Genomic DNA, 25,094 nt, shown 5'->3' on the forward strand with positions numbered 1-25,094 from the left:
GGCTCTGCGGGCCGGCGGCTGGGCTCGGGGCGGGCTGGGCTCGGGGCGGGCTGGCGCCGGCGGTGCTGGTGGCGGTGGGTGCCGTCAGGCGGCGTCGGCGTAACAGTCGACGACGGAGAGGTCGAGCGGGAAGCGGACCGGGGTGTCGCCGAACAGCAGCGCGGACGCCCGCTCGCCGGAGCGCGTGACGGCCGCCGCCACCGCCTCGGCCTCCTCGGCCGGGGCGTGCACGATCACCTCGTCGTGCTGGAAGAAGACCAGCTCGGCGGCGGTGCCGGCCAGCTCGCCGCGCAGGGTGGCCAGCAGCGTCGACGCCCACTCCGCCGCGGTCGCCTGGATGACGAAGTTGCGGGTGAACCGGCCCCGGGATCGGGCCGCCCTCGCCCGCGAGCTCTGCGGATCGGCCGCGCCGTCGGGGTCGGGGGCGCCGTCGCCCGGGTCGACGAACCCGAGCGAGCCGGGCGGGCACGTCCGCCCCAGCCAGGAGCGGACCAGGCCGCCCGCCTCGCCGGTGCGCGCCGCCGCCTCGACGTAGCCGAAGGCGGTCGGGTAGCTGCGCTTGAGCACCGCCAGCGCGGGAACGGCCGCACCGCCGGTCTGGCCGTACATCGCGCCGAGCAGCGCGACCTTGGCCCGCGCCCGGTCACCGCCGAACGCGTCCTGCGCCAGGGCCGCGTAGAGGTCGCCGGCACCGCCGGCCGCCGCCAACCGGGCGTCGCCGGAGACGGCCGCGAGCACCCGGGGCTCCAACTGGCCCGCGTCGGCGACCACGAGACGCCAGCCGGGATCGGCCACCACGGCCCGCCGGATCACCTTGGGGATCTGCAACGCGCCACCGCCGCGCGTCGCCCACCGGCCGGAGACCACCCCGCCGGGCACGTACTCCGGCTGGAACCGGCCGTCGCGCACCCACTGGTCGCGCCACGCCCAGCCGTGCGCCGTCCAGATCCGGTAGAGCTCCTTGTATTCCAGGACCAGCGGCACGGCCGGATGATCCACCCCGCGCAGCACCCAGGCCCGCGTGTTGGGCAGGTCGACCCCGGCCCGGGCGAACGCGCGCAGCAGCTCCGCCGGGGAGTCGGCGTGCAACTGGCGTACGCCGAACGCGTCGGCGATCCGGGCCGCCAACTCCGCCAGCCGGCGGGGCGGGCCACCGACCGGGGACGGCTCGCCGAGCAGCTCGGCGAGGATCTCGTCGTGCACGTCGGCGCGCCAGGGCAGACCGGCGGCCCCCATCTCGGCGGCGATCAACGCGCCGGCGGACTCCGCGGCGACCAGCAGCCGGAACCGGCCGGGGTGGGCGGTGGCGGAGACGCGGGCGAGCTGGTCGGCGTACACCCGGACGAGCGCGTCGATGCCCGGGCCCGGCGCTCCGGACGGGGTGTCGAAGAGCGCGTCCTGGCCGAGGCCGGGCGGCGCGGGCTGGCGCGGCGGCGGATCGGGCGGCACCGGCGCGCCGGTCAGCCGGGCCCACGCGGCGGCGAGCGAGCGGGGCTCGCCCCAGCGCCCGGCGTGACCGAGCAGCAGCGCTTCGGTCAGCTCGACGTCGTGGCACCGGTCGACCCGGACCTTGGCGCGCAGGAGACCCGGGTAGACGGCCGCGCCGGAGGCCCAGACCCAGCGCGGGTGGTCGGCGCGCTCGCGGGCGGCCACCGCGGCGGCGAGGTCGGCCACCGGCTCCGGCGGGCCGGTGGGGCGGCCGGCGGCGTCGAGCGGTTGCAGCACGCCGCCGCTGCCGCCCTCGCTCGCCACCACCGCCACCAGCACGGACGCGATTCTGCCTCGCCCCTGCGACACTCCTCGCACCGCCGGCAGCGACGGCCCGACCGCACGGCCGCAGGAGGGCGGAGAAGGTGGCCATCCCCCGTGGAAGGCCACCCTCTCCTGTCGGTGCGCCGGAGCCGGCGCGTGCGCCCGGGGGCGGCTACTTCACCGCGCCGGAGGTGAGGCCGGACTGGATCTGCCGCTGGAAGATCGCGTACACGATGATCATCGGCAGGATGGAGAGCGTCAGCGCGGCGAAGAGCGCCGCCCAGTCCGCCTCGTAGCCGGCCGAGGTGGAGATGCTCGCGATGCCCTGGGTGAGCACCCACTTGTTCTCCGCCCCCTGCCCCTGCATGAGGGCCACCGGCAGCAGGTACTGGTTCCACTGGCCGATGATGTTGAAGATCGCGATGCTCACCAGGCCGGGGCGGGCCATCGGCACCATGATCTGGAAGAACAGCCGGGTGTGCGAGGCGCCGTCGATCATCGCGGCCTCGGCCACCGAGTGCGGCAGCGTCTTGAAGAAGGCGGCGAGGAAGAACACGGTGAACGGCAGCGAGTACGCGATGTAGACCAGGATCAACCCGGTGTACGTGTTGAGCAGCCCCAGGTTGTTGACGATAAGGAAGAGCGGCACCAGGGCGAGGAAGACCGGGAACGCCAGCCCCGAGACGAACAGGTAGTAGACCACCCGGTTGCCGGGGAAGGGGTACCGCGCCAGCACGTACGCCGCCATCGCGCCGAAGAGCATGGTGCCGGCGGTGCTCAGCGACACCACGAAGACGCTGTTGAGGAAGTAGCGCCCGACGTTTGCCTCGCTCCACGCCCGCGCGTAGCTGCCGAAGCTGAACTCGTCCGGCAGGGCGAACGGGCTGCCGAGGAAGATCTCGGTGTTGCTCTTGAACGAGGCGAGGATGGTCCAGAGCAGCGGCGCGATCACCAGGAGCGCCCAGACCGCCAGGGCGATGTGCCCGAGACCGCTGAGCAGACCGACCTCCCGCCGCCGCCCGAGGGGCGACCCGGCCCTGCCGGTGCCGGCCTTTCCGGTGCCGGCCGGGGCGACCGGTGCGCTCGGTGCGATTTCTGTGGTCATCTTCGGACCCCGCCTTACAGTTCGATCGTGTCACGCCGGCTGACGCGCAGGGTGAGCGCCGCGAACGTGATCGTCAGGAAGAACAGCGCCACGCCCATCGCCGAGGCGTAGCCGAACTGGGAGTAGCTGAACGCGTTGCGGTAGATCTCCATACCGAGGACGGTGGTGGCGCCGTCCGGGCCACCCTGGTCGATGGAGAGCACCTGCACGATCGCGAACGCGTCGAAGGCCGCGATACCGAGGTAGACCCAGGCCACCTGGAGGGTGTCCCAGAGCAGCGGCAGGGTCACCTTGAAGAACATGGCCGCCCGCCCGGCGCCGTCGATGGTCGCCGCCTCGTAGATGTCCTTCGGGACCGACGCCATGCCGGCGGAGAAGAGCACCACGTAGAAGCCGACCGCCTGCCAGACGAGCACGCCGATGATCGACCACAGCGCGATCTTCGGGTTGGCCATGAACAGCACCGGGTCCACTCCGAACAGACCCAGCGCCCCGTTGAGCAGACCGCTGTCGTCCGGGGCGTACACCCGGCTGAAGATCACGCCGACGATGACCACGGCCAGGACCTGGGGGAAGAAGAACACCACCCGGTAGAACTTCGACCCCCAGACCCCGGTCATGACGCCACCGCGGCTCCCTCCGCCCACATTGAGCATGAAGGCGAAGAAGAGCGCGATGGCGATGGTGAGCAGCGGCATGGCCAGCAGCAGGAGACCGTGGTGTCGGACGGCCTTCCAGAAGATGTCGTCGGACAGCAGCCGCTCGAAGTTCTCCAGACCGATGAACTTCGGGTTGGCACTCACCCCCCGCCAGTTGGTGGTGGCGAGATAGAACGCCTGGGCGTACGGCCCGATGACGAAGGTCACGTAGATCGCGACCGGGATCGCCAGGAAGCCGACGATGAACGGGTACCTGCCGTGCCGCATGGTTGTCGTCTCCGCTCGTTTCCTACCGGCGACTCAGCGCTTGAACTTCTCGATCGAGGAGTCCTTCTTCACCGCGTCGGCGGCCTTCTGCATCCGCTCGCAGAACTTGTCGGCGGTGCCACCGTTGAACATCAGCTCGTTGGTGGCGGCGCGGGCCTCGTCGTCGAGCTTCTTGTACCAGGTGTCGAAGCGGTAGGCGAAGTAGTCGCTGCCCGCCGCCGAGAGCATCTTGTTGCCGCTGGTGAGACCGGGCGAGATCTCCAGGCCGTCGACCGCGCCCTTGACCACGGTAAGCACCTTGGTCAGCTCGGTGAAGCCCTTGGCGCCCTCCTTCGAGAGCATGTGCCGCAGGTACTCCATGCCGCCGCGCGGGTTCTTGCCCTTCGAGGCGACGAAGTACATCTCGCCGGCCGCCGCGTAGATGGCGGTCTGCGGCAGCTTGTCGGACGCGGTCACGCTCGGCGTCGGCATGACGGCGTACTTGAAGCCGGGCGGGGTGTCCTTCGCCTGCTCGTTCTCCAGCCAGGAGCCGCTCGGGTAGAACGCCACCTTGCCCTGGTTCTGCTGGAGCTGGACCTCGGTGTGCTTGAGGCCCAGGTGCGCCTTGTTGCCGTACTTGGCGCCGATCTCGGCCCAGGCCGCCGCCGCCTGCTTGACCGGCTCCGCCTGCCAGGCGCCGTCCTCCAGGTTGTCGATGTTCTTCAGCACGTCCGGGCCACCGATCTTGGCGGCGCTGGTCAGGATGACCAGGTACTGGTAGTACGCGGCGTTCGCCCCGGCGTACGAGTAGGGGGTGATGCCGGCCGCCTTGATCTTGTCGCAGACCGCGGTGAACTCGGCCCACGTCTTCGGCACGGCCCAACCGTTCTTCTCGAACAGCGCCGAGTCGTACCAGAGACCGAAGACGGTGAAGGCGTAGTTCAACACGTACGGCTTGCCGTTGAACGTGCCCTGCTCCACCGTGCCGGGGATGAGGGTGTCCTTGACCTTCGTGTTCGCGTCGTCCAGCGACGGGGCGTCGAACAGCTCGGTGAGGTCCTGCACCTGGCCGGCCTGCACCAGCGCGCCCTGGTCCATCAGCTTCGAGCCGGCGTTGTTGACCATGTCCGGCGGGGTGTTGCTGGTGAACCGCGGCTGCAGGACGGTGGCGACCTCCTCCGTCTGGGAGAACTTCACCTCCGCCTTCGGGAACTTCTTCTTGTACGACGGGATGTGCACGTCGGTGGCGTACTTGGTGCCGAGGCCACCGTTGAAGATGACCACCTCCAGCGCCGCGTCGTCCTTGACGCCCAGCGGGTTGTCGGCGGACTTCTCGCCGGCCGCCTGCTCGGTCGGCTCGTCGTCTCCGCCGGCCACGCAGGCGCTCAGCAGTCCGGCGGCGGGGGTCGCCAGCAGGCCCGCCGCGGCGGCCCGGCGCAGCACGGTCCGGCGGCTCAGCTCGGCCGGGTTCTCGGGGGTAACGGACATCGTCGTCTCTCCTTGTCGGATTCGAGTCACGCGGTGCGCCGGAGGCGCCCGGCGTACCGCGTCTCGAGGGCGAGGTTGTGCGCGTCCCCGCCGGGGACGTTGGCGGAGAGGTAGATAGGGGGTACCTCCCCGGCCTGGTGGAACCGTCGTACGACCTCCGCGGTCAGCAGCTGCGCCAGCAGCGCGGTGGTGACCGAGGAGACCGCACAGACCGCGCCGCCGCCCTCGAGCGGCAGCAGTGCGTCGCCGTACGGCGCGCCGTTGTCCAGCACGACGTCGGCGAGGTCGGCGAGCCGCTGGCCGGACGGGTGCCGAGGGGCGACCCGCGCCGTGTGCTCGACCGAGGTGACCGCGATCAACGGGTGACCGCGCCCGGTGACCAGCGCCGCCAGCTCGACGACCGAGCCGTTGATGCCGGACTGGGACGCCACCACGAACACGTCCCGCGGCTGGGGTGCCGCGAGCGCGTAGATCTGGTGGGCGATGGAGGGGTCGCGTTCCAGCTTCGGGTCGGCGAGCACGTCGCGCGGCGCGTCGCCGTGCAGCACCAGGTCGCGGACCGAGAGCCGGTTGGTCGGGACCAGCCCGCCGGCCCGGGCGACCAGCTCGGCGGCGAACGCCTCGGAGTGCCCGGCGCCGAACGTCTGGAGCACCCCGCCGGCGCGCAGGCTCGCGGCGACCAGGTCGGCCGCCCGGTCGAGCGCGTCCGCCTGGGTGTCGACCAGCTGGTCGAGCACCGGCCGGACGGCCTCCGCGTACCGCTGGGCACTGATCATGAGACGGCTCCCCTCGCGGCCTTGTGCCCGTCGACGGCCTGGGCGGTACGGCGGAACGCCGCGTGGGCGCGGTCGTGGGTCCGCTGCGCCACGGCGATGTAGAGCAGGTCGAGCACGACCAGCTGCGGGTGGCGGGCGCTGAGCGCGTCCGGCCGGAACGTGGTCGCCTGGCTGGCGGTGACCAGCACGATGTCGGCCAGCTCGGCCAGCGGTGACCGGGGGAAGCCGGTCAGGGCCACGGTGGTGGCGCCCCGGCTGCCCGCCTCGGCGAGCGTCTCGATGGTCTCCCGGGTCTGGCCGGTGTGGGAGATGCCGAGCGCCACGTCGCCGGGGCGCAGCAGCGCGGCGCTGGCCAGGCCCTCGTGCACGTCGTTCCACGCCCAGGCGGCGACGCCGATGCGGTGCAGGCTGAACTGCATCTCCTCACCGACCAGCGCGCTGCCGCTGGCGCCGAAGATGTTCACCCGGGACGCCCCGGCGATCGCCACCGCGGCCCGCTCCACCTCGGCGAGGTCGAGCAGCGCGGCGGTGTCGTGCATGGCCCGGGTGTCGGCGGCGATGATCTGGTCGAGCACCCGGGTGAGCGGGTCGCTCGGCTGGATCTCGCGTCCGATGTCGACGGTCCAGCCAGCCGACCGGGCCCGCCCGGTCTCCGCGGCGATGCCGAGCCGGAGATCGGCGTAGCCCTCGAACCCCATGGCGCGGCAGAATCGGGTCACGGTGGCGGGTGAGGTGCCGCTCCGCTCGGCCAGCTCGACGATCGTGGACCGGGCGGCGGCCTCGGGGTCGCTCAGCACGTGTTCGGCGACCCGGCGCAGCGCCCCGGTGAGCTCGTCGAGGCCGCTGCGGACCCGGGCGAGCACGCCGGTGGAGGCGGCGCCGAGGGCGCCCCTACGGTCGAACCCGTCGGCGTCGACCACCGCGGTCCCCGCGGAGGTGTCCACCTCGTGATCAACCATGGGACGCCTTTCCGAAAAGACTGTTAACTGTTAGTGGTAAAAGTTCTTACTGAAGGGGCCCCTGTGTCAACGGGGATGGGCGAAGTTTTCAAACTGTTACCTGGGGCACACCCGCCGACCGGCCGCTACCCTTGCCCGGCATCGCCGGGACGACCAGCATGAATGCGACGTCGATCAAGGAGGGCTCGCGCATGTCCGGCACCGTCGTGGTGGGCCTCGACGTCGGTGGCACGTCCACCCGGGCGACCGCCCTGACCCTGGACGGTGAACGACTCGGCACGGGCCGGGCCGGCGGCGGCAACCCGACGAGCCACGGCGCCGAACGGGCCGCCCACGAGCTGCTGACCGCCCTGCGCGGTGCGCTCGCCGGCGTCGACCCGGCCCGGGTGCGCGCCGGCACGATCGGGCTGGCCGGGGCCGGCCGGCTGCTCGCCGACCCGGCCGGGCGGGCGGCGTTCGACCGGGCCTGGCGCGACGCCGGCCTGCGCTGCCCGTACACCGTGCACGGGGACGCCCTCGTCGCGTACGCCTCCGGCACCGCCCAGCCGGACGGCACCGTGCTCATCGCCGGCACGGGCGCCATCGCCGCCGAGGTACGCGACCTGCGGCTCGGCCGCGTCGCCGACGGGCACGGCTGGCTGCTCGGCGACGCCGGCTCCGGCTTCTGGCTGGGCCGGGAGGCCGTCCGCCGGCTGCTCGCCGACCTCGACTCCGGCCGGGCGCCGGACGCCCTGGGCCGCCGGTTGCTCACCGACCTGCTCGGCAGCGCCGAGGTGGCGGCCCACCCCCGGGACACCGTCGACACGCTGGTCCAGGCGGTCACCCGGCGCCCCCCGGTCGAGCTGGCCGCGCTCGCCCCACACGTGGTGGCCGCCGCCGTGGCCGGGGAGCCCGTGGGCGTCGCGCTGGTCGCCGAGGCCGCGGGTCACCTGGTGGCGAGCGCGAGCCGGATCCGGCCGCCGGGGACGGTCACCCCGCTCGTGCTCGGCGGCGGGCTGCTGACCGGGGACACCCCGCTCGCCGCCGCGGTGCGCGCGGAGGCGTCCCGGCGCTGGCCGGACGCGATCCTGTGCTCCGCCGGAGACGGTGCGGCCGCCGCCGCCTGGCTCGCCGCCCTGGAGCTGCCCGAGGTGGACGACCCGGTGGCCCTGCACACCCGACTGCTCAACCCCCCGACCTGACCAACCGTCCACCCCCGCTCCCTCCCCTCACCCGCTCGCGCCGACCGAAGCGGCGACCGCGAGCCCGACCCCGCCGCGACCAAGGGCTTCGCGTCGATCTGGTGCCCGCACGTGACGCGAACCTGTTGATCACCGGCGGGGCTGGGTTGGGTTACGGCGGGGGTGGGGAGGTGAGGGTTTCAGCCAGGCGGGAGAGCACGTGGGAGCGCCAGCCCCCGCCGAGCAGGTCGCGGGTGCGTGCCTGCACCGGGTCGTCCGGGTCGAAGCCGGCGTGCTCCAGGAACAGGCGGGTGCCCCTCCCCTCGGCGACCAGCCGCCAGGTCACCACCGTGTCCAGCCGCCCGCCCCGCCAGCTCCACCGCAGCAGGCGCGGCGGGTCGAGGTCGAGCACCTCGCAGTGCACCGTCCCGTCGAAGTCCTGCCCGGGGCGCGGGTCGGTGCGGAAGGTGAACCGGTGGCCGACCACCGGGACGAAGTCGTTCGGCATGAGCCAGCGGGCCAGCAGATCAGAATCGGTCAGCGCCCGCCAGACCTTGGCCGGCGGCTGGGGGAGGTACTGGTCCACGGCCACGGTGGTCGGGTCACTCATCGGGCAGGTCCTCCAGCACGTCGCGCAGCTCGGCGAGGCGGCCACGCCAGAACCGCTCGTACGGGCTGAGCCAGTCGGCGACCTGCCGCAGCGGCTCGGGACGGATCGAGTAGAGCCGCTGCCGGCCGGCCGGGCGCTCGACCACCAGACCGGCGTCCTTGAGCACCCGCAGGTGCTCGGAGAGGCTCGGCCGGCGCATGTCGAAGTGGTCGGCGAGCCGCTGCACGGGCTGCTCCCCCTGCTCCAGCAGCAGGCGCAGCACCTCCCGGCGGGTGGGGTTGGCCAGCGCCCCGAAGACGTCCGGCTCAGACACGGGTGGACTGGAGGACGATGCCGTTGCCGTCCGGGTCGTCGAAGGTGGCGTAGCGCCCCCAGGGGGCGTCCTGGATACCGCCGTCGGCGAATCCGACGCCCCGCTCGCGCAGCCGCGCCACGTCCGCGTCGAGGTCGTCGGTCTCCAGCACGAGGCCCTTCAGCGAGCCGGGCGGCATGGTGGGGAACCAGGTGACCAGGGTCAGCGCGGTGGCGGCGCCCTTCGGCGCCACCTGCACCCACCGGCCGCCGGGGCCCATCGGGTTGTCGAAGACGAGGTCGAAGCCGAGGACGTCGACGTAGAAGTCGCGCGCCCGGGTCTGGTCGCGCACGGGCACGGACACGAGCTGCACATGGGTCACCGTCATGCCGACCACAATAGGTAGGAGATTTCCTACCGGTCAACCCGGCGAGCCGGGACGCACCTCACTTGAGCTGGCCCGCCGTCAGGCCGGACTGCACCTGACGCTGGAAGATCACGTACACCACGAGCACCGGCAGCGTGGCGATGGTGAGGCCGGCGAACAGTCCGCTGTAGTCGCCCTCGTAGCCCTGGCTCACGGCCAGCGCGGCAAGGCCCTGCGCCAGCACCCACCTCGACTCGTCGCCCTGCATCAGCACCTGCGGCAGGATGAACTGGTTCCACTGGCTCAGGAAGTTGAAGATCGCGACACTGATCAGTCCCGGTCGCGCCATCGGCAGCATCACCTGGAAGAAGAGCCGGAAGTGGCCGCATCCGTCCATCAGCGCCGCCTCGGCGACCGTCTGCGGCAGGGTCCGGAAGAACGCCGTCAGGAAGAACACCGTGAACGGCAGCGAGTAGGCGGCGTAGACCAGGATCAGGCCCGGCCAGGTGCCGAGGAGACCGGCGTTGCGCACCACGAAGAACAGCGGCACGAGGGCCAGGAAGAAGGGGAACATCATCCCGCCGACGAACAGGTAGTAGAGGAACTGCCGGCCACGGAACTCGTAGCGGGCGAAGACGTACGCCGCCGCGGCGCCGAAGAGCATCGTCAGCGTGAGCGAGCCGGCCACCACGATGGCGCTGTTCAGGAAGTACCGGCCGATGTGCGCCTCGGTCCAGGCCCGGGCCCAGTTCTCGAGGCGCAGCGCGCCGGGCAGCCCCCACGGATCCGACAGCACCTCGGCGTCGCTCTTGAAGGAGCTGAGGAACATCCACAGCAGCGGCAGCACGGTCAGCGCGCCCCAGACCAGCAGGAACCCGTGCGAGAAGACGTTGGCGACGCCGACCTCGCGGCGTAGCTTCCGCTCCCGCGGCGCCGGCCGGTCGCCCGTGGCGGCGCCCTCCGACGCCGGCTTGTCGAGAATGGTCACGAGTACTCGATCCGATCACGCCGCGCGGCGCGCAGTGCCAGCACCGCCACCGACAGGGTCAGGAAGAACAGCACCACGCCGATGGCCGAGGCGTAGCCGAACTTGCTCTCGCTGCCGAACGCGGTCTCGTACATCCGCAGACCGATCACGTCGGAGGAGAAGTTGGGCCCGCCGTTGGTCATCTGCTGGATGAGAATGAAGCCGTCCAGCGCCGCGATGGCCAGGTAGATCCAGGCCACCTGCACGGTGTCCCACAGCAGCGGGATGGTGACCCGCCGCAGCGTCGTCCACCGCGACGCGCCGTCGAGCATCACGGCCTCGTAGATGTCGCGGGGGATCGCCGACATGGCCGCGCCGAAGAGCACCACGTAGAAGCCGACGTTGCTCCAGACCATCACCGCCAGCACGCACCAGAAGGCCGTACGAGGATCACCCAGCCAGGTCGGCGCCGGCAGGCCGACGGCGCGCAGGGCGCCGTTGAGCAGCCCGCTGTTGGGGTGGTAGACCTCCCGCCACAGCAGGGCGATGATGATCACCGAGAGCACCTGCGGGAAGAAGTAGACCATCCGGTAGACGGCGGTGCCCCGTACGCCGGTGACCCCGGCCCGGCCCTTGCGGCCGCCCATACTGAGCATGGTGGCGAAGAAGAGCCCGAGGCCGATGGTGACCACGGGCACCACGGCGAGCAGCAGGGCGTTGTTCTTGAGCGCGTTCCACACCCGCCCGTCGTGCAGCAGCGTCTCGAAGTTCGCCAGCCCCACGGGATCGGCCTCGGCCGAGTAGCCGAGCCAGTCCGTCGTCGAGATCTGGAACGCCTGAAGGTACGGCGACACGACGAAGACGACGTAGAGCAGCACCGGCGGCACGAGGAACGTGATGATCAGCGGGTACTTGCCATGTCTCACGAGAACGACCTACTCCCGGATGCGGTGACCGGCGGGGACGGACAAAACCGTCCCCACCGGCCGGGCGTCACGCGGCCCGCTTGTACTTCTTGATCGAGCTGTCCTGGGCGATCGAGTCGGCACCCTTCTGGCACTGCTCGAGGAACTCGGCCGGCCCGATGCGCCCGCTGAAGAACTCGCCGCACGCCGCGTCGACGAGTTCCCGCTCCAGCTTCCGGTAGTAGTTGTTGTAAACCCAGTTGAAGCCGTTGCTGCCGGAGGAGTCGAGCGCCTTGACCACGGTGTTGAGCCCGTACGGCAGCTCGACGCCCTCGGTGGAGCCGGCCACGACGGTGAGGCTGGAGACCTTCCGCGTGAAGTCCTGCGCGCCCTTCTTGGAGAGCATGACCCGGAAGTACTCCAGGCCACCGGCGAGGTTCTTCGCCTTGGCCGGCACCATGAACGGCTCGCCGGCGGTGCCGCGGATCGCCTCGAACGGGAGCTTGTCACCGCTACCGAGACTCGGCGTCGGCTGGATCGTCATGTTGAAGCCCTCGGGCGTCACCTTCTTCTGCTCGCTCTCCAACCAGGAGCCGCAGGAGATGAAGGCCGCCTTGCCCTGGCACCACGCCGTCTGCGACTGCACGTGGTCGAGGCCGGGCGAACCGTCCAGGATGTACTTGTCCTTGACGATCTGGTGCCAGGCGTCGGCCGCCGCCTTCATGGCGTCGGACTTCCAGGCGTTCGGCTCGAGGTTGTCGATGGCGGTGGCGACCGAGGGGCCCCCGAACTTGATGGCGGTGGCGATCACCGGCCAGCTCATGTAGCGGGGGTGCTTGCCGGCGTACGTCCAGGGGGCGATGCCCGCGGCCTTGATCTGCTTGCAGAGCGCGATGTGCTCGTCCCAGGTCTTGGCGTACTGCCAGCCCCGGTCGGCGAAGAGCTTGGTGGAGTGCCAGATGCCGTAGGCGGTGTAGGTGTAGTTCAGCACGAGGAACTTGCCGTCGTACGAGCCGACCTCGACCGCGCCGGGCAGCAGCGTGTCCCGGACGGTCTTGCCGGGGATGTCGAGGCTCGGCGCGTCGAGCAGGTCGCCGAGGTCGGCGATGGCGTTCTGGGAGACCAGGCCGTTGAAGTCGATCTGCCCGGCGCCGGAGTTGTTGACCACGTCCGGCGGGGTGCCGTCGACGAAGCGCGGCTGGAGCGTCTTGTTGATCTCCTGGGTCGCCGAGTGCTTGATCTCCGCCTTCGGGTACTTCTCCTTGTACATGGTCTCGTGGGCCTTGGCGTACTCCTCGCCGAAGCCGCCATTGAAGATCACGACCTCGAGCGGCGCGTCCTCCTTGACCCCGAGCGGGTTCTGCTCACTCTTCGTGCCCTTGTACGCTCCCGCGTCGCTGTCGTCGCCACCGCCACCGGTGGCACAGCCGGCGAGCAGACCGGCGGCCGGGGTGGCCAGCAGGCCGGCGGCGGCGGTCCGCCGCAGGATGTCACGCCTGTTCATGCTCTCTCCTCGGTTCGGGCCGGGCGACCGTCGATGAGTGGGGGTGGCGGCCGCCGTACGAGGCGCAGGGGGACTGTTGATTGTCTTCAGTTCACAGATTGTTGCTGAAGAATTTCTACGGCAGGCGCGCGTCGACTGCAAGACCTGGGAACCGAACCGTTATCCGCCGTCGTCCGGTGCGGTCGCATACCCTCGGTCCATGCGCCGTCTGGCCCACCTCGCCGCGGCCACACCGGCTGGTCGGGAGCGCTACGTCGACCTGCTCCGCGCACTCGCGATCGTCGTGGTCGTCCTGGGCCACTGGAGCATCGCCGCCGTGGGCGAGGACAGCCTGGGTCGACCCGTCGCCCGCTCGGCCCTACCCGATCTGCCCTGGGCGCACCCGCTCACCTGGCCGGCGCAGGTGATGCCGGTCTTCTTCCTGGTCGGAGGCTACGCCAACGCCGCCTCCCTGACCGCCCACCACGCCCGCGACGGCCGGGCAACGGAGTGGCTGCTCGGCCGCGCCGCCCGGCTGCTGCGTCCCACAACGGCCCTGCTGCTGGTGCTCGTCGGCGCCGCGCTGGTGGCCCGGCTGGCCGGCGTGGCGGACCCTCGGATCCGCACCGTGGTCTGGTTCGCCACCGTCCCCCTGTGGTTCCTCGCCGCCTACCTGCTGGTCCTGCCGCTGACCCCGCTCATGCTGGCCCTGCACCGGCGGATCGGGCTCGTCGTGCCGCTGCTGCTGGCAGCGCTGGTCGCCGCCGGTGACGCCGGCCGGGCGCTGGGCCCGGCCGAGCTGGCGCTGCCCAACTACCTCTTCGGCTGGCTGGCTGTGCACCAGCTCGGCATCGCCTGGCAACAGACGCGCGCGCCGGCCGCACACGACGCCGGGGGCGGTCCCGAAGGTGGCCAGGGGGCCCGACGGGCGAGCGGCTGGCACCGGCTGCCGCTGTCCCGCCGGGCCGGCTGGGCGACGCTGCTCGGCGGCCTGGCCGCCACGGCCCTGCTCACCGCCGGCCCGTACCCGCTCGCCATGCTCAACGTGCCCGGCGAGCGGCTGGACAACGCCGCACCGCCGAGCCTCGCGCTGCTCACCCTCACCGCGGCCCAACTCGGGCTGATCCTGCTGCTCCGCGACCGAGCCGACCGCTGGCTGCACCGGGACCGCCCGTGGCGGATGGTGATCGGTCTCAACGCGGTCGTGCTCACCGTCTTCCTGTGGCATCTCACCGCGGCGATCCTGCTGGTCGGCGCGCTGGATGCGGCGGGCCTGCTGCCGACCGCGCCGCCGGGCTCGGCCGCGTGGCTGATCGGTCGGTTGCCGTGGCTGCTGGCGCTCACCGTCGTACTGGCCGGTCTGGTGGCCATGTTCGGGCCGATCGAGGCCGGCACCCGCCGCCCCGGCCGCCATCGGCCGGGCCACGGACGCGGCCGTCCGGAGTGGAGCCTCCGCCCGGTCGTCACCGTGGCCGGTTTCCTCGCGGTGATCGCCGGCCTGGTGCTCAACAGCCAGGCGCCACGGGAGGCGGCGGAGCCGCTGGGCGTGCCGGTCCCGACCCTGCTGGCGTACGGGGCCGGGGCCGGCGCGCTGCGGCTGCTCAGGTCTGGGTGGGGAAGCCGAGGTTGACCCCGCCGTGCCGGGGGTCCAGCCAGCGGCTCGTCACCACCTTGCCCCGGGTGAAGAACCGCACCCCGTCCTCGCCGTGCGCGTGCAGGTCCCCGAAGAGGGAGGACTTCCAGCCGCCGAACGAGTGGTACGCCATCGGCACCGGGATCGGCACGTTGATCCCCACCATGCCGACCTCGACCTCGTGCTGGTAGCGGCGGGCCGCGCCGCCGTCGTTGGTGAAGATCGCCGTGCCGTTGCCGTACGGGTTGGCGTTCACCAGCTCCAGCGCCTCGTCGTACGAGCCGACGCGGAGCACGCTCAGCACCGGCCCGAAGATCTCGTCGGTGTAGATCGACATGTCGGGGTCGACCCGGTCGAACAGCGTCGGACCGAGCCAGAACCCGCCCGGGTCGCCGTCCGGCTCGACGTCACGACCGTCCACCACCGGCACCGCGCCGGCGGCGACCCCCGCCTCCACGTAGGAGCGCACCCGGGCCGCGTGCGCGGCGGTGACCAGCGGACCCATGTCGCAGCCGCGCCGCCCGTCGCCGGTACGCAGCCCGGCCATCCGCTCGACGATCTTCGCCACCAGCGCGTCGCCGACCGGCTCGACCGCGACCAGCGCGGAGATCGCCATGCACCGCTCCCCCGCCGAGCCGAAGCCCGCGTTCACCGCGGCGTCCGCGGCGAGGTCGAGGTCGGCGTCCGGGAGCACGACCATGTGGTTCTTCGCCCCGCCCAGCGCCTGCACCCGCTTCCCCGCGGTGGTGCCGCGCTGGTAGACGTACCGGGCGATCGGGGTCGAGCCGACGAACGACACGGCCCGCACCTCGGGGTGGTCCAGCAGCGCGTCGACCGCCTCCTTGTCGCCGTTGACGACGTTGAGGACGCCGTCGGGCAGGCCGGCCTCGGCGAACCACTCGGCGAGCAGCAGCGCCGCGCTCGGGTCCTTCTCGCTCGGCTTCAGCACCACCGCGTTGCCGCACGCCACCGCCACCGGCACGAACCACAGCGGCACCATCACCGGGAAGTTGAACGGTGAGATCACCGCGACCACCCCGAGCGGCTGGCGCAGGGTGTACGAGTCCACCTCCGTCGAGACGTTCTCGCTGAACGCCCCGCGCAGCGCCGACGGGATGCCGCAGGCGTACTCGATCACCTCGAGCCCGCGCTGCACCTCCCCCGCCGCGTCGCCGAGCACCTTGCCGTGCTCGGCGGTGATCACCTCGGCGAGCCGGTCCCGCCGCGCGTGCACCAGCTCGCGGAACGCGAAGAGCACGGCGCTGCGTCGCGCCAGCGACGCGTCCCGCCAGGCCCGGGCCGCGCGGACGGCGGCCTCCACCGCCACCGCCACGTCCGCGGCCGAGGCCAGCGCCACCGCGCCGGTACGCCGTCCGGTGGCCGGGTCGAACACGTCGCCGCGTCGCTCGGACGCGCCGAGGAACCGCTTGCCCTCCACGAAGTGCGGGATGGTCGTCGGCTCGTTCACGCCGCCACCTCCGCCGCGTCGCGGATCGCGTCCACCAGGATGGCCAGGCCCTCCCGGGCCTCCTCCTCGGTGAGGGTCAGCGGCGGGCCCATCCGCAGCACGTTGCCGTGCAACCCTCCCTTGCCGACGAGCAGCCCGCCGGCCCTGCACGCCTCGAAGGCCCGCACCGCGCGGGCCGGATCCGGCTCGGTGCTGCCCGGATGGACGAACTCGACGGCGAGCATCAGCCCCTTGCCGCGTACCTCGGCGACGCAGTCGACACCGGCTACGGCGGCGCGCAGGCCGTCGGCGAGGATCGCGCCGGTGCGGGCCGCGTTGGCCTGGAGGTCGTGGTCCAGCAGGTAGTCGAGCACGGCGTTGCCGGCGGCGGTCGAGACCGGGTTGCCGCCGAAGGTGGAGAAGCTGATGGCCGGCACCGACTCCAGCACCTCCGCCCGGCCGACCACACCGGCCAGGGCGAAGCCGTTGCCGATGCCCTTGGCGAACGTGAGCAGGTCGGGCGTGACGCCGTGCGCCTGGTAGCCCCAGAAGTGCTCGCCGGTGCGCCCCCACCCGGTCTGCACCTCGTCGGCGATGAAGAGGATCCCGGTCTCGTCGAGGACCTTCTTCCACGCGCCGAAGAGCCCGTCCGGCGGGTGCACGAAGCCGCCGACGCCCTGGATGGGTTCGGCGATCAGCGCGGCCACGTCCCCGGAGGTCTGGGTGGCGAGCACCTCCCGCAGGTCTTCCACGGCCGCGTCGACCTGCTCGTCGGCGTCGAGCCGGGCGAGCAGACCGCGCAACCGCTCACCCGAGTGGAGCCAGGCCACCCGCAGCGGGTTGAGCGGGCTGGCCGACCAGCCCCGGTTGCCGGTGACGCCCATCGCCGCGTACGACCGGCCGTGGTAGCTGTTGCGCACCGCGAGGATCTGGTGCGAGCGGCGGTAATTGGTGGCGACGAGCAGCGCCGCCTCGTTCGCCTCGGTGCCCGAGTTGGTGAAGAAGACCCGCGCGTCCGGGATGCCGGAGAGCCGGGCGATCTTCTCGGCCAACTCGACCTGCTGCCGGATCAGGTAGAGCGTGGAGCTGTGCACCACCCCGGTACGCAGCTGCCGCTCGACCGCCTCCCGGACCTCCGGGATGTCGTAACCGAGCATCGTCGTCAGCACCCCGCCGAAGAAGTCCAGATAGGTGCGCCCCTGGGCGTCGGTCACCCGGCGGCCCGAGCCGGACACCAGCTCGATCGGTTCGTCGTAGTACAGCGGCATCCAGGAGGGGAGCACGGCCCGGTGCCGGGCCAACAGATCGGTCATCGTCGCACCCTTCGGTTCGCGGTTACCGCACGCTTTCACCGCCGTGGCACGGGGACAAGTGTCAGCGTGTAGCGCGAGCATCCGCCGGGCCTGACACACCGTCAACAGCTAGCGCCACGCTTTCCGTCGCCCTTGCACCACCCCTGGCACGTTTCCCGTGGTAGGTGCCAGCTTGGACCGCTGTTTTCCGCGCCCGTACGCCGGTAGGTGCACGGCGCCCGCCACCAGCGCGAAGCCGGCCCAGCCCACGGCCGACCCCACCGCCGTCCCGTGGTCCTGTCCGAGGTGGACGCCCGCGAGGAAGCCGACCAGCGCGAGGCTGTTACGCGCGAAGTGCCGGCAGAAGGCGGGCAGGTCCCGCCGCACCTCGACGGCGACCAGCACCCCGGCGTACGGGAACGTCACCACGAGCCCGCGCAGGAGCTGGCCGAGCAGCCCGGTCAGCGCCGCGCCGCCGAGCACCAGCAGCAACTTCCGCAACGCGGGCAGCCGCCCCCGCTCGCCGGCGGCGGCCGGCGGCGCGCCGGGCGGGGACGACCGGCCGGGCTCGGCGGCCGGCGTGCCGGCGGGGCGTCGCCGGCGATGCGGGACCAGCATGGCCACCACCCAGAGCGTCACGGTGGCGGCGAGCGCCGGCCCGAACGGCACCGCGAACGGGCGCAACGCCGCCGCGAGCAGCACGTACCCGCCGATGCCGGCCAGGTCGGCGAGGAGGATGGGCCAACGGAGCCGGTGATGGGTCAGCGCGACGATGCCGAAGAACAGGTTGAGCCCGATCACGCCGACGACCTGGGCGCCGTCCACCCGGTGCCCGGTGGCCAGCAGCGCGGCCGTCATCGGCAGCGGCAGGCTGGAGACGAACGCGCGCAGTCGCAGTGAGCGGATCAGGCTGACGGCCCAGACCACCGCCGCCACCAGCAGCACGCCCTGCACCGTCACGGCCGGCCCCCCGCCGCCGTCAGGCGGTGAAACTGGCGAGGGCGGCGCAGGCCCGGAACGTCTCCGCGGTCCTCGCCAGGTCGGCCGGGTCGACCGAGAAGCGGTTCTCCGTGATCTCGCCGTGCGCGCTCATCCCCGCCGTCCAGCAGGCCGAATCGTCCCAGCGCACCATGTTGACGTGCAGGTCGGCGGGGACCGCGCCGGCCCGGAGCAGCCCGACCCGCACGCCGGCCCGCCGCTGCTCCGCCAGCAGCTCGGTCAGCTCGTCCGACAGGTCGGCGTAGAGGAAGACCCGCGTGACACGCACGCCCCGGCCCAGCGCCGCCACGTTCTCCGCCCAGTACTGCCGGCCGACGTCGCCCCGCCACCAGCTCAGCTCGCCGCTGATCCGCGGCACCACGTTCGTCAGCGCCTCCACCTGCCGTACGCAGTCCCGGGTCGCGCCCAGCAGGTCCTGGCAGTCGTGCCCCGGCCGGACGATGCGGCCGCGCCGCAGCTGCTCGACGTCGGCGTGGAACCGCTCGAACCGGCGACGCGCCTCGTCGGCCACCCGGGTGCCCGGATGCCGCTCGACGGCCTCCCGTGCGGCGGTCGCCACCTCGGGGACGGCCCGCACCAGCCACGAGGGACCCTCCAACAGCGTCCGCAGGTGGAACCGGCGCTCGGCCCGGGCCAACGAGTCCACCAGCAGCGAGATCGTGATGCCCATCAGCCCGGCCAGGAGGGACTCCACCCCGCTGGCGGCGCCCGTCAGGTCGAGCGCCACCGACAGCGAGACGGACAGGGCGATACCGATCAGCGCCACCGGATCCGTGTGGGCCAGCAGGCGGGCGAACCCGAGGCGGGATTCGAGCCGCCCGCCGCGCGGTCGGCGGAGCAGTTCGGCCATCGATGACCTCCTGGGTGCCGGCTGCCGCCAGCGTACGACCCACCGACCACGGCCCACCGCGTACGGACCTGGGGCCGGCGCCCCGGCCGGTACGATCCGACCGTGCCCGAGCCACCCGCCCCGTCGTCGCCCGGGCCCACGGCAGCGCCCCGGGCCACCCTGGTCGCCGGAGCCTTCGAGACGGTGCCGCTGCCGCTGGCGGGCGGCGCGCCGACGACCGACCCGGCCGCGGTCACCGCCGGCATCGCCGCCTGGGTGGGCGCGGCGCCGCTGCGCGAGCTGATGGACCGGTTCGGCGGGCGGTGGCCGGCCGGCGACCTCGGCACCGTGCTCGCCGGGCTCGACGACTTCTCCGCCGGGCACTGGGACTTCCGCGGTGGTCGGGAGCGCCCCGAGGCCCGGGAACCGGTGCTCGACCCGGGCACCGCCGCGCTGGTGCGGGCCGCCGCCACCGCGCTGGGACTGGTCCGGCCCGCCCCGCCGGCCCTGCCCCGGTACGCGCACCTGCTGGTCCTCGGCGGGCTGGCGCACGCCTGCCTGCGCCGGGTCGCGTACGCCGCGTACCTGCTGCGCCGGGGCGTACGGGTCGCCGGCGAGGTGGCCGTACTCGGCAGCTTCCGGCCGCTCGCCGACGCGGAGCGGCACACCCTCGCGCTGGCCGGGGTGGCCGACGCCGCCACCGAGGTGGACGCGCTCGACGCCGCGGTCCGGCTCGCGTTCGGGGTGACCCGGCCGTCGGCGGAGGACGGCGTGGACGCGGGGCACCCGCACCACTCCTGGTCGTCGCGGACCTACCGGCCGGCCGGTGGCCCGCCGGTGCGGGTGCTCGCCGCGCCGTCGAGCGAACCCGAGCGCCGCCGGGCGCACACCGCCGACACCCAGCGCTTCTGGGCCGGGCACGCCCGACTCGCCCCCGGCGCCGAGGTCCTCCTGGTCACCGCCCCGATCTACGTGCCGTTCCAGCACTGCGACGCGCTGCGCACCCTCGCGGTGCCGTACGGCTGCGGCATCGACACCGTCGGCGTCGACCCGGCCCTGCCCGACCTCGCGCGGCTGCCCGAGCCGACGCTCACCCCGGGCCGCTACCTCCAGGAGATCCGCTCCGCGATCCGCTCGATGCGGGCCCTGCACGCCGCGCTGTCCCCCGGGTCCTGACCGGGCGGCGCCCGTCCCGCCCGGCGTCAGCCCGCGGTGTCGCGTACGGCCTGGGCGAAGACCTCGGAGCGGTGCTCGTAGTTGCGGAACCGCCCGTAGCTCGGCGCGGCGGGCGAGAGGAGGACCACCCCGCCGGTCGGGGTCAGCTCGCGGGCCAGCCGGACGGCGTCCACGAGGTCGTCGACCACCTCCGCCCGCACCTTCGGCAGCCCGGCGAGGGTCTCCACGATCCGGCTACCGCTGTCGGGGATGCCGATCACGGTGATCTCGCGCTCGGCCAGGTGCTCCCGCAACGGGCGGTAGTCAAGCCCCCGGTCGTTGCCGCCGACGATCACGGTGAGCGGGCGCCCGTCGTAGGCGTCGATGGCGTGCATGGCCGCGTACGGGCTGGTGGCGAGGGTGTCGTCGACGAAGGTCAGCCCGGACGGGTCGACGATCTCGGTGAGCCGGTGGGCCAGCCCCTGGAACCCGGCGACCGCCACGGCGAGGGTGTCCTTGTGGGCGACGACGTCCACCCCCAGCGCGTCGAGCACGGCGAGCGCCACACAGAGGTTGCCCTCGTTGTGCCGGCCGACCAGCGGAAGCACCGCGCGCGGGAAGAGCGGCTCGTCACCGAGGTGGAACCAGGGCGTCCCGTCCGGGCCGGAGGCCACGTGCGCGGTGTCCGGCAGCCCGGCGCGCACCGCCGCCCGGTCGCCCAGTTCGAGGGCGAGGCGCGGGTCGTTGCCGTTGACGACCACGGTGTGCGGCCCGTACGCGATGAGGTTGAGCTTGTCGCGGTAGTACTCCGCCTCCCCGCCGTGCGCGTCGAGGTGCTCGGGGAAGAGCGCGGTGACCACGGCCACGCGGGGCGAGTCGGTCAGGTCGCTGCACTGGTAGCTGGACAGCTCCAGCACGTACAGCTCGGCCTCGGGCAGGTCCAGCGTCGGCACGCCGATGTTGCCGCCGAAGACGTTCGGCCGGTCCACGGCGGTGAGCAGGTGGCTGATCAGGCTGGACGTGGTGCTCTTGCCCTTGCTGCCGGTGACCCCGACGGTCCGGTCGGCGTGGTCGGCCATCCAGAGCGCGGTGCCCTGGGTGACGACGGCGTTCCGGCGGCGCAGCTCGATCATCCACGGGTGGGTCTGCGGCACCCCGGGCGAGCGGACGACCACGTCGGCGGCGGCGAGCCGGGCGAAGCCCTCCTCACCGGTGACCAGTGGGGCCGCCTCGGCCAGCGGCCCGTCCCAGGGCAGGGAGAGGAAGTTGGCGCTGTCGTCGACGGCGACCAGCTCGGCCGGGCCGTGCGCGGCGATGGCGGTCACCGCCGCCCGGCCCTCCCGGCCGGTCCCCCAGACGGCCACGCTACGTCCGCGCAGGTCAGACAGGCGCACAGGTGATCTCCTCCGTCGGGGCCGGATGTCGGGGCACGGGTCCGGCACAGCCGGGCACGGCCGGACGAACCAGGGCCTAGTATGGCGTGTGCGCTACGAGCAACTGCGGCGGATGGACGCCTTCGGATTCCCGTCCTACTCGATCGACCTCTCCACCGGTGAGGCGTTGTTCGACTACGCCCTGACCGGCCCCGCCGGGGAGCAGCGGTTCACCGAGGTGATCACGTTCCCGCTCCCCGAGACGCCGCCGTCCGACGAGGCGGTCGCCGCCCTCGGCCGGGTCCTCGAGCTGCTGCACGTCGTCGCCGGGGTCAGCTACTACAAGGCCGCCGCGCCGGGCCGGCTGGTGCTGCCCGCGCCGCTCGGGCCGGCCGCCGCCGAGCTGGTCACGGCCGTCTACCGCCAGGGCCTCGGGGAGTACGCGTACCGCAACCAGCTGCCGTACGTGCTGGAGCTGACGCCGGAGATCCCGACCGGGTCGGTCAGGCCGCTGGCGCCGCTGGACAACTCCGACCGGCGGCCGCTGTCGGCCGTCGGCGGCGGCAAGGACTCGATCGTCACGCTGGAGGCGCTGCGCCGGGCCGGCCTCGACCCGGTGCCCTTCTCGGTCAACCCCAACCACGTCATCGTCTCGGTGAACGAGGCGTCCGGGCTGGCCCCGCTCGCCGCCCGCCGCCGGATCGACCCGGTGCTGTTCGAGCTGAACGCGGCCGGGGCCCGCAACGGGCACATCCCGGTCACCGCGATCAACTCGCTGATCGCCGTGGCGACCTCGGTGCTGCACGGGCTCGGACCGGTGGTGATGTCCAACGAGCGCTCGGCGTCCGACCCGAACCTGGTCTGGAACGGCCACGAGATCAACCACCAGTGGTCCAAGGGCGTCGAGGCCGAGGGGTTGCTGCGCGCGGCGTTGACGGAGCACGCCGGACTCACCGAGCCGTACTTCTCGCTGCTGCGCTCGCTGTCGGAGCTGCACATCGCCCGGCTCTTCGCCGAGATCGACCGCTACGACGACGTGGTGACCAGCTGCAACGCCGCCTTCAAGCTGCACGACGCGAGCGACCGCTGGTGCCGCGACTGCCCGAAGTGCCGGTTCGTCTTCCTGGCCATGGCGCCGTTCATGTCCCGGGAGCGGATCACCCACATCTTCGGCGGTGACCTGCTCGCCGACGAGGCGCAGATCCCGGGTTACCGGGAGCTGCTCGGGGTGGACGGGCACAAGCCGTTCGAGTGTGTGGGTGAGGTGGAGGAGTCGGTCGTGGCGTTGAGCCTGCTCGCCGAGCAGCCGCAGTGGCGGGACGCCCCGGTCGTCCGCGCCCTGGTCGACGCCGTGCCCGACACCGCCTGGTCGACGGTCGCCGGCTCGGACGTCTTCACCCCGGGCGGCCCCCACCACGTCCCCGCCGCGTACGCGAAGACCCTCCAGACCCTGACCTGACCACCCGGCACCCCCGGTCAGGGGGTGCGGACGGCGTCCAGGGCGAGCAGGGCCACGTGCAGGCTGAGGCAGACCTCGACCGAGTCCAGGTCGACGTCGAGGATGCGGCCCAGGCGGGCCAGCCGTTCGTAGAACGCCGGCCGGGACAGGTGGGCCGCGGCGGCCGCCGCCGACTTGTTCCGGCCCTGTTCGAGGTACGCGCGCAGCGTGTCGAGCAACTGCTCCCGCGGGTGCTGCGCGTCGTACGCGAGCAGCGGGCCCAGCTCCCGCTCGACGAAGGTCTGCACCCGGGGCTCGTCGCGGAGCAGGTGCAGCAGCCCAGCCAGTCCGACGTGCGGCAGGCGGAAGATGGGCAGGTCGCGCCGGTCCCGTCGCGCGGCGTCGGCGATCTGCCGCGCCTCGACGAGCGAGCGGCGCGCCTCCCGCAGGCTGCCCACCCCCGAGCCGGCCGCGATGATCAACGGGCACGGGCGCCCCGGGGCCGCCGGCCGCCCAACCGGCCGGGGCAGGTCGCCTCGGGCGGGCGCGTCGATCCGGGTCCCGTCGCCACGACCGGCGGGCGGCCGCCCGCCCTGCCGGGGCACGTCGACGCGGGACGGCGCGTCGACACGGGAGGGGCCGTCGCCACGACCGGCGGCGGTCTCCGGCCGCGCCGCCGCCGGAGAGTCGGGTCGCCCCTCGCCGCGCCACGCGCCGACCTCGGGACGGGGTGCCGCCGGAGAGTCCACGCGGGCGGACGTGACACCGTCGAGACGGCCGCGGCGCAGCGCGGCGGCGAACGAGGCCAGCGCGCGATCCTCGGCGGCGGCGTCCGGCAGGGCGATCAGCGCGCCGACCGCGTGGTCGTCGACCGCGCTGGTCAACGCGGGCAGCTTCGTCTCGCGCAGCGCCTGCTCGACCGCCTCGGCGAGGTCCCGCAGCCGGGCCGGGCCGGCCGCCGTGGCGGCGTCGGCGAGGTCAGCCGTCGCCGTGCCGTCGTCGACCCGGAACCGCACCATGACGCCGACCAGGTGCCGCCGTTCCAGCGCCACGCCGAGGGCCTTGGCGCGCAGCGCCACCTCGTCCACCGGGCGGGAGTGGTCGAGCAGCGCGGTGAGCAGCGTGCGGTGCATCTGCCGCTCCAGCCCCTCGGCGTCGCGGCGGATGAGCCGCCCCAGCGCCAGCGTGGAGGCGGCCCGCTCGACCAGGATCGTGAGCCGGGTCGGCGGCACCATCGGCGGCGTACGCGCACCCGCCGGTTCCGGCCGGCGCGGGTGGTCGTCCGGCGCGCCGGGGCGCCCGGTCGGGTGGGCGTCGGGCGCGGGGACCTGCCGGATCGGGCGGACGGTGGCGAGGTCACCGCCGGCCGGCCAACGCAGGAGCAGCCGCCCCCAGTCCTGCCCGCGGGCGCCGACCGCCGTCACCAGCCACCCGTTGTCCGCGTCGTACGCCGTGCGCCCGACCGGCCGGATCCGCCGCGAGTGCTGCTCCCAGGCGTCCAGCAGCAGCTCCGCGCTCTCCCCCGCCGGGTCGTACGCCAGCACCTGCCGGGAGAGGTTCTCCAGCACCACGGGGCAGCCGGAGAGCTCGGCCGCCTGCCGGACGACCTCGCCCGGCCCGGCGCCCTCCACCGACAGCTCGGTGAACCGCTGGTGGATCTCCTCGGTGGCCCGCAGCTCGGTGAGCTGCGCATCGACGATCAGGGCGTGCACCGCCTCGGTGATCCGGACGAACGGGGTGGCCCGTCGCAGCTCGACCAGCGGCAGCCCGCGCCGCTCGGCGGCGGCGGCCATCACCCGGGGCACCCCGTCGAGGTACCGGCGGCCCAGCTCGACCACGAGCCCGGAGACGCCCACGTCGGCCAGGTCACCGATGAACGCCCGCAGGCCGGCGTCGTCGGCCGGCAGCCCGATGCCGGTGGTGAGCACCAGCTCACCACCGCCGAGCAGGCTGGCGATGTCCGGCACCTCGGCCACGTGGACCCAGCGGACCAGCCGGTCCAGTCCGGTATCCCCCGCCACGAGGCGCGGCGCGCCGTGGCGAACCGGGTCCAGGGCGAGGACCTCACGGACGGTGGGGAACACGGGCGCAACGCTACCGTCCGTGACACCGGTCGAGGAAACCGCCGCGTCGAGCGGGGCGGCGAGGGGTCCGACCTG

General features: G+C 73.1%; 22 protein-coding genes. 4 read left to right on the top strand and 18 right to left on the bottom strand.

Translation table 11 applies throughout. The features are described 5' to 3' along the window. Nucleotides 1–84: 84 nt before the first annotated feature. The 6 genes from SM573_RS28110 to SM573_RS28135 form a co-directional block, all read right to left on the bottom strand. Nucleotides 85–1,767 (bottom strand): bifunctional 3'-5' exonuclease/DNA polymerase, encoded by a 1,683-nt coding sequence (locus tag SM573_RS28110; protein WP_474614432.1) that lies wholly within the window; start codon nt 1,765–1,767, stop codon nt 85–87. A gap of 157 nt (nt 1,768–1,924) precedes the next feature. Then, on the bottom strand, nt 1,925–2,857 hold the full coding sequence (locus SM573_RS28115; protein ID WP_474614433.1) for a carbohydrate ABC transporter permease: 933 nt from the start codon (nt 2,855–2,857) through the stop codon (nt 1,925–1,927). Nucleotides 2,858–2,871: 14 nt separating this feature from the next. Continuing rightward, complete coding sequence (locus tag SM573_RS28120) at nt 2,872–3,783, bottom strand: carbohydrate ABC transporter permease (RefSeq protein ID WP_474614434.1); 912 nt, start codon at nt 3,781–3,783, stop codon at nt 2,872–2,874. Nucleotides 3,784–3,816: 33 nt separating this feature from the next. Next, nucleotides 3,817–5,250 (bottom strand): N-acetylglucosamine/diacetylchitobiose ABC transporter substrate-binding protein, encoded by a 1,434-nt coding sequence (gene ngcE / locus SM573_RS28125; protein WP_474614435.1) that lies wholly within the window; start codon nt 5,248–5,250, stop codon nt 3,817–3,819. Between the two features lie 26 nt (nt 5,251–5,276). Further along, the gene (locus SM573_RS28130; protein WP_474614436.1) at nt 5,277–6,026 is read right to left on the bottom strand and encodes a sugar isomerase domain-containing protein; all 750 of its coding nucleotides are present in this window, start codon (nt 6,024–6,026) and stop codon (nt 5,277–5,279) included. Continuing rightward, nucleotides 6,023–6,985 (bottom strand): MurR/RpiR family transcriptional regulator, encoded by a 963-nt coding sequence (locus SM573_RS28135; RefSeq protein WP_474614437.1) that lies wholly within the window; start codon nt 6,983–6,985, stop codon nt 6,023–6,025. Before SM573_RS28135 ends, SM573_RS28130 begins: the two co-directional genes overlap by 4 nt. 191 nt (nt 6,986–7,176) lie before the next feature. Here SM573_RS28135 and SM573_RS28140 point away from each other — a divergent pair, with 191 nt between their 5' ends. Beyond that, on the top strand, nt 7,177–8,166 hold the full coding sequence (locus SM573_RS28140; protein ID WP_474617421.1) for an N-acetylglucosamine kinase: 990 nt from the start codon (nt 7,177–7,179) through the stop codon (nt 8,164–8,166). 151 nt (nt 8,167–8,317) lie between these two features. Here the strand turns inward: SM573_RS28140 and SM573_RS28145 are convergent, their stop codons facing one another. From SM573_RS28145 to ngcE (SM573_RS28170), 6 genes are all read right to left on the bottom strand, one after another. Continuing rightward, nucleotides 8,318–8,755 carry an SRPBCC family protein gene (locus SM573_RS28145; protein WP_474614439.1) on the bottom strand — a complete coding sequence of 146 codons (438 nt, stop codon included), beginning with the start codon at nt 8,753–8,755 and terminating at the stop codon, nt 8,318–8,320. Further along, nucleotides 8,748–9,068 carry an ArsR/SmtB family transcription factor gene (locus tag SM573_RS28150; RefSeq protein WP_474614440.1) on the bottom strand — a complete coding sequence of 107 codons (321 nt, stop codon included), beginning with the start codon at nt 9,066–9,068 and terminating at the stop codon, nt 8,748–8,750. Before SM573_RS28150 ends, SM573_RS28145 begins: the two co-directional genes overlap by 8 nt. After that, a complete protein-coding gene (locus SM573_RS28155) occupies nt 9,061–9,435 on the bottom strand; it encodes a VOC family protein (protein WP_474614441.1) in 375 nt (124 codons plus the stop codon). The genes SM573_RS28150 and SM573_RS28155 overlap by 8 nt, the downstream gene beginning before the upstream one ends. A gap of 58 nt (nt 9,436–9,493) precedes the next feature. Beyond that, a complete protein-coding gene (locus tag SM573_RS28160) occupies nt 9,494–10,402 on the bottom strand; it encodes a carbohydrate ABC transporter permease (protein WP_474617422.1) in 909 nt (302 codons plus the stop codon). Further along, complete coding sequence (locus tag SM573_RS28165) at nt 10,399–11,307, bottom strand: carbohydrate ABC transporter permease (RefSeq protein ID WP_474614443.1); 909 nt, start codon at nt 11,305–11,307, stop codon at nt 10,399–10,401. Before SM573_RS28165 ends, SM573_RS28160 begins: the two co-directional genes overlap by 4 nt. Nucleotides 11,308–11,374: 67 nt before the next feature. After that, nucleotides 11,375–12,790 (bottom strand): N-acetylglucosamine/diacetylchitobiose ABC transporter substrate-binding protein, encoded by a 1,416-nt coding sequence (gene ngcE, locus SM573_RS28170; RefSeq protein ID WP_474617423.1) that lies wholly within the window; start codon nt 12,788–12,790, stop codon nt 11,375–11,377. Between the two features lie 199 nt (nt 12,791–12,989). Here ngcE (SM573_RS28170) and SM573_RS28175 point away from each other — a divergent pair, with 199 nt between their 5' ends. Then, nucleotides 12,990–14,399 (top strand): acyltransferase family protein, encoded by a 1,410-nt coding sequence (locus SM573_RS28175; RefSeq protein WP_474617424.1) that lies wholly within the window; start codon nt 12,990–12,992, stop codon nt 14,397–14,399. Here the strand turns inward: SM573_RS28175 and SM573_RS28180 are convergent. The 4 genes from SM573_RS28180 to SM573_RS28195 all read right to left on the bottom strand — a co-directional run bounded on the left by SM573_RS28180 (nt 14,371) and on the right by SM573_RS28195 (nt 18,990). Then, on the bottom strand, nt 14,371–15,870 hold the full coding sequence (locus SM573_RS28180; protein ID WP_474617425.1) for a CoA-acylating methylmalonate-semialdehyde dehydrogenase: 1,500 nt from the start codon (nt 15,868–15,870) through the stop codon (nt 14,371–14,373). The genes SM573_RS28175 and SM573_RS28180 overlap by 29 nt on opposite strands. Beyond that, a complete protein-coding gene (locus SM573_RS28185) occupies nt 15,867–17,162 on the bottom strand; it encodes an aspartate aminotransferase family protein (protein ID WP_474617426.1) in 1,296 nt (431 codons plus the stop codon). The genes SM573_RS28180 and SM573_RS28185 overlap by 4 nt, the downstream gene beginning before the upstream one ends. Nucleotides 17,163–17,270: 108 nt before the next feature. After that, nucleotides 17,271–18,101 (bottom strand): hypothetical protein, encoded by an 831-nt coding sequence (locus SM573_RS28190; protein ID WP_474617427.1) that lies wholly within the window; start codon nt 18,099–18,101, stop codon nt 17,271–17,273. Between the two features lie 19 nt (nt 18,102–18,120). Beyond that, a complete protein-coding gene (locus SM573_RS28195; protein ID WP_474617428.1) occupies nt 18,121–18,990 on the bottom strand; it encodes a hypothetical protein in 870 nt (289 codons plus the stop codon). 102 nt (nt 18,991–19,092) lie between these two features. Here SM573_RS28195 and SM573_RS28200 point away from each other — a divergent pair, with 102 nt between their 5' ends. Then, entirely contained in the window at nt 19,093–20,145 is a 1,053-nt protein-coding gene (locus tag SM573_RS28200; RefSeq protein WP_474617429.1) for a hypothetical protein, read from the top strand. A 26-nt stretch (nt 20,146–20,171) separates the two neighbouring features. Here the strand turns inward: SM573_RS28200 and murD are convergent, their stop codons facing one another. Next, nucleotides 20,172–21,518, bottom strand: coding sequence for a UDP-N-acetylmuramoyl-L-alanine--D-glutamate ligase (murD, locus tag SM573_RS28205; RefSeq protein ID WP_474614451.1), 1,347 nt, complete (start codon nt 21,516–21,518; stop codon nt 20,172–20,174). Nucleotides 21,519–21,606: 88 nt separating this feature from the next. On the opposite strand from murD, the gene SM573_RS28210 reads away from it, so the two are divergent. After that, nucleotides 21,607–22,956, top strand: a complete 1,350-nt coding sequence (locus SM573_RS28210) for a MurL-like N-terminal domain-containing (RefSeq protein WP_474614452.1) — start codon at nt 21,607–21,609, stop codon at nt 22,954–22,956. A gap of 17 nt (nt 22,957–22,973) precedes the next feature. On the opposite strand, the gene SM573_RS28215 is transcribed toward SM573_RS28210, so the two are convergent. Beyond that, nucleotides 22,974–25,019 (bottom strand): PucR family transcriptional regulator, encoded by a 2,046-nt coding sequence (locus SM573_RS28215; RefSeq protein WP_474617430.1) that lies wholly within the window; start codon nt 25,017–25,019, stop codon nt 22,974–22,976. Between the last annotated feature and the right edge of the window lie 75 nt (nt 25,020–25,094).

The sequence above is a fragment of the Micromonospora xinjiangensis genome (genome assembly GCF_056150165.1).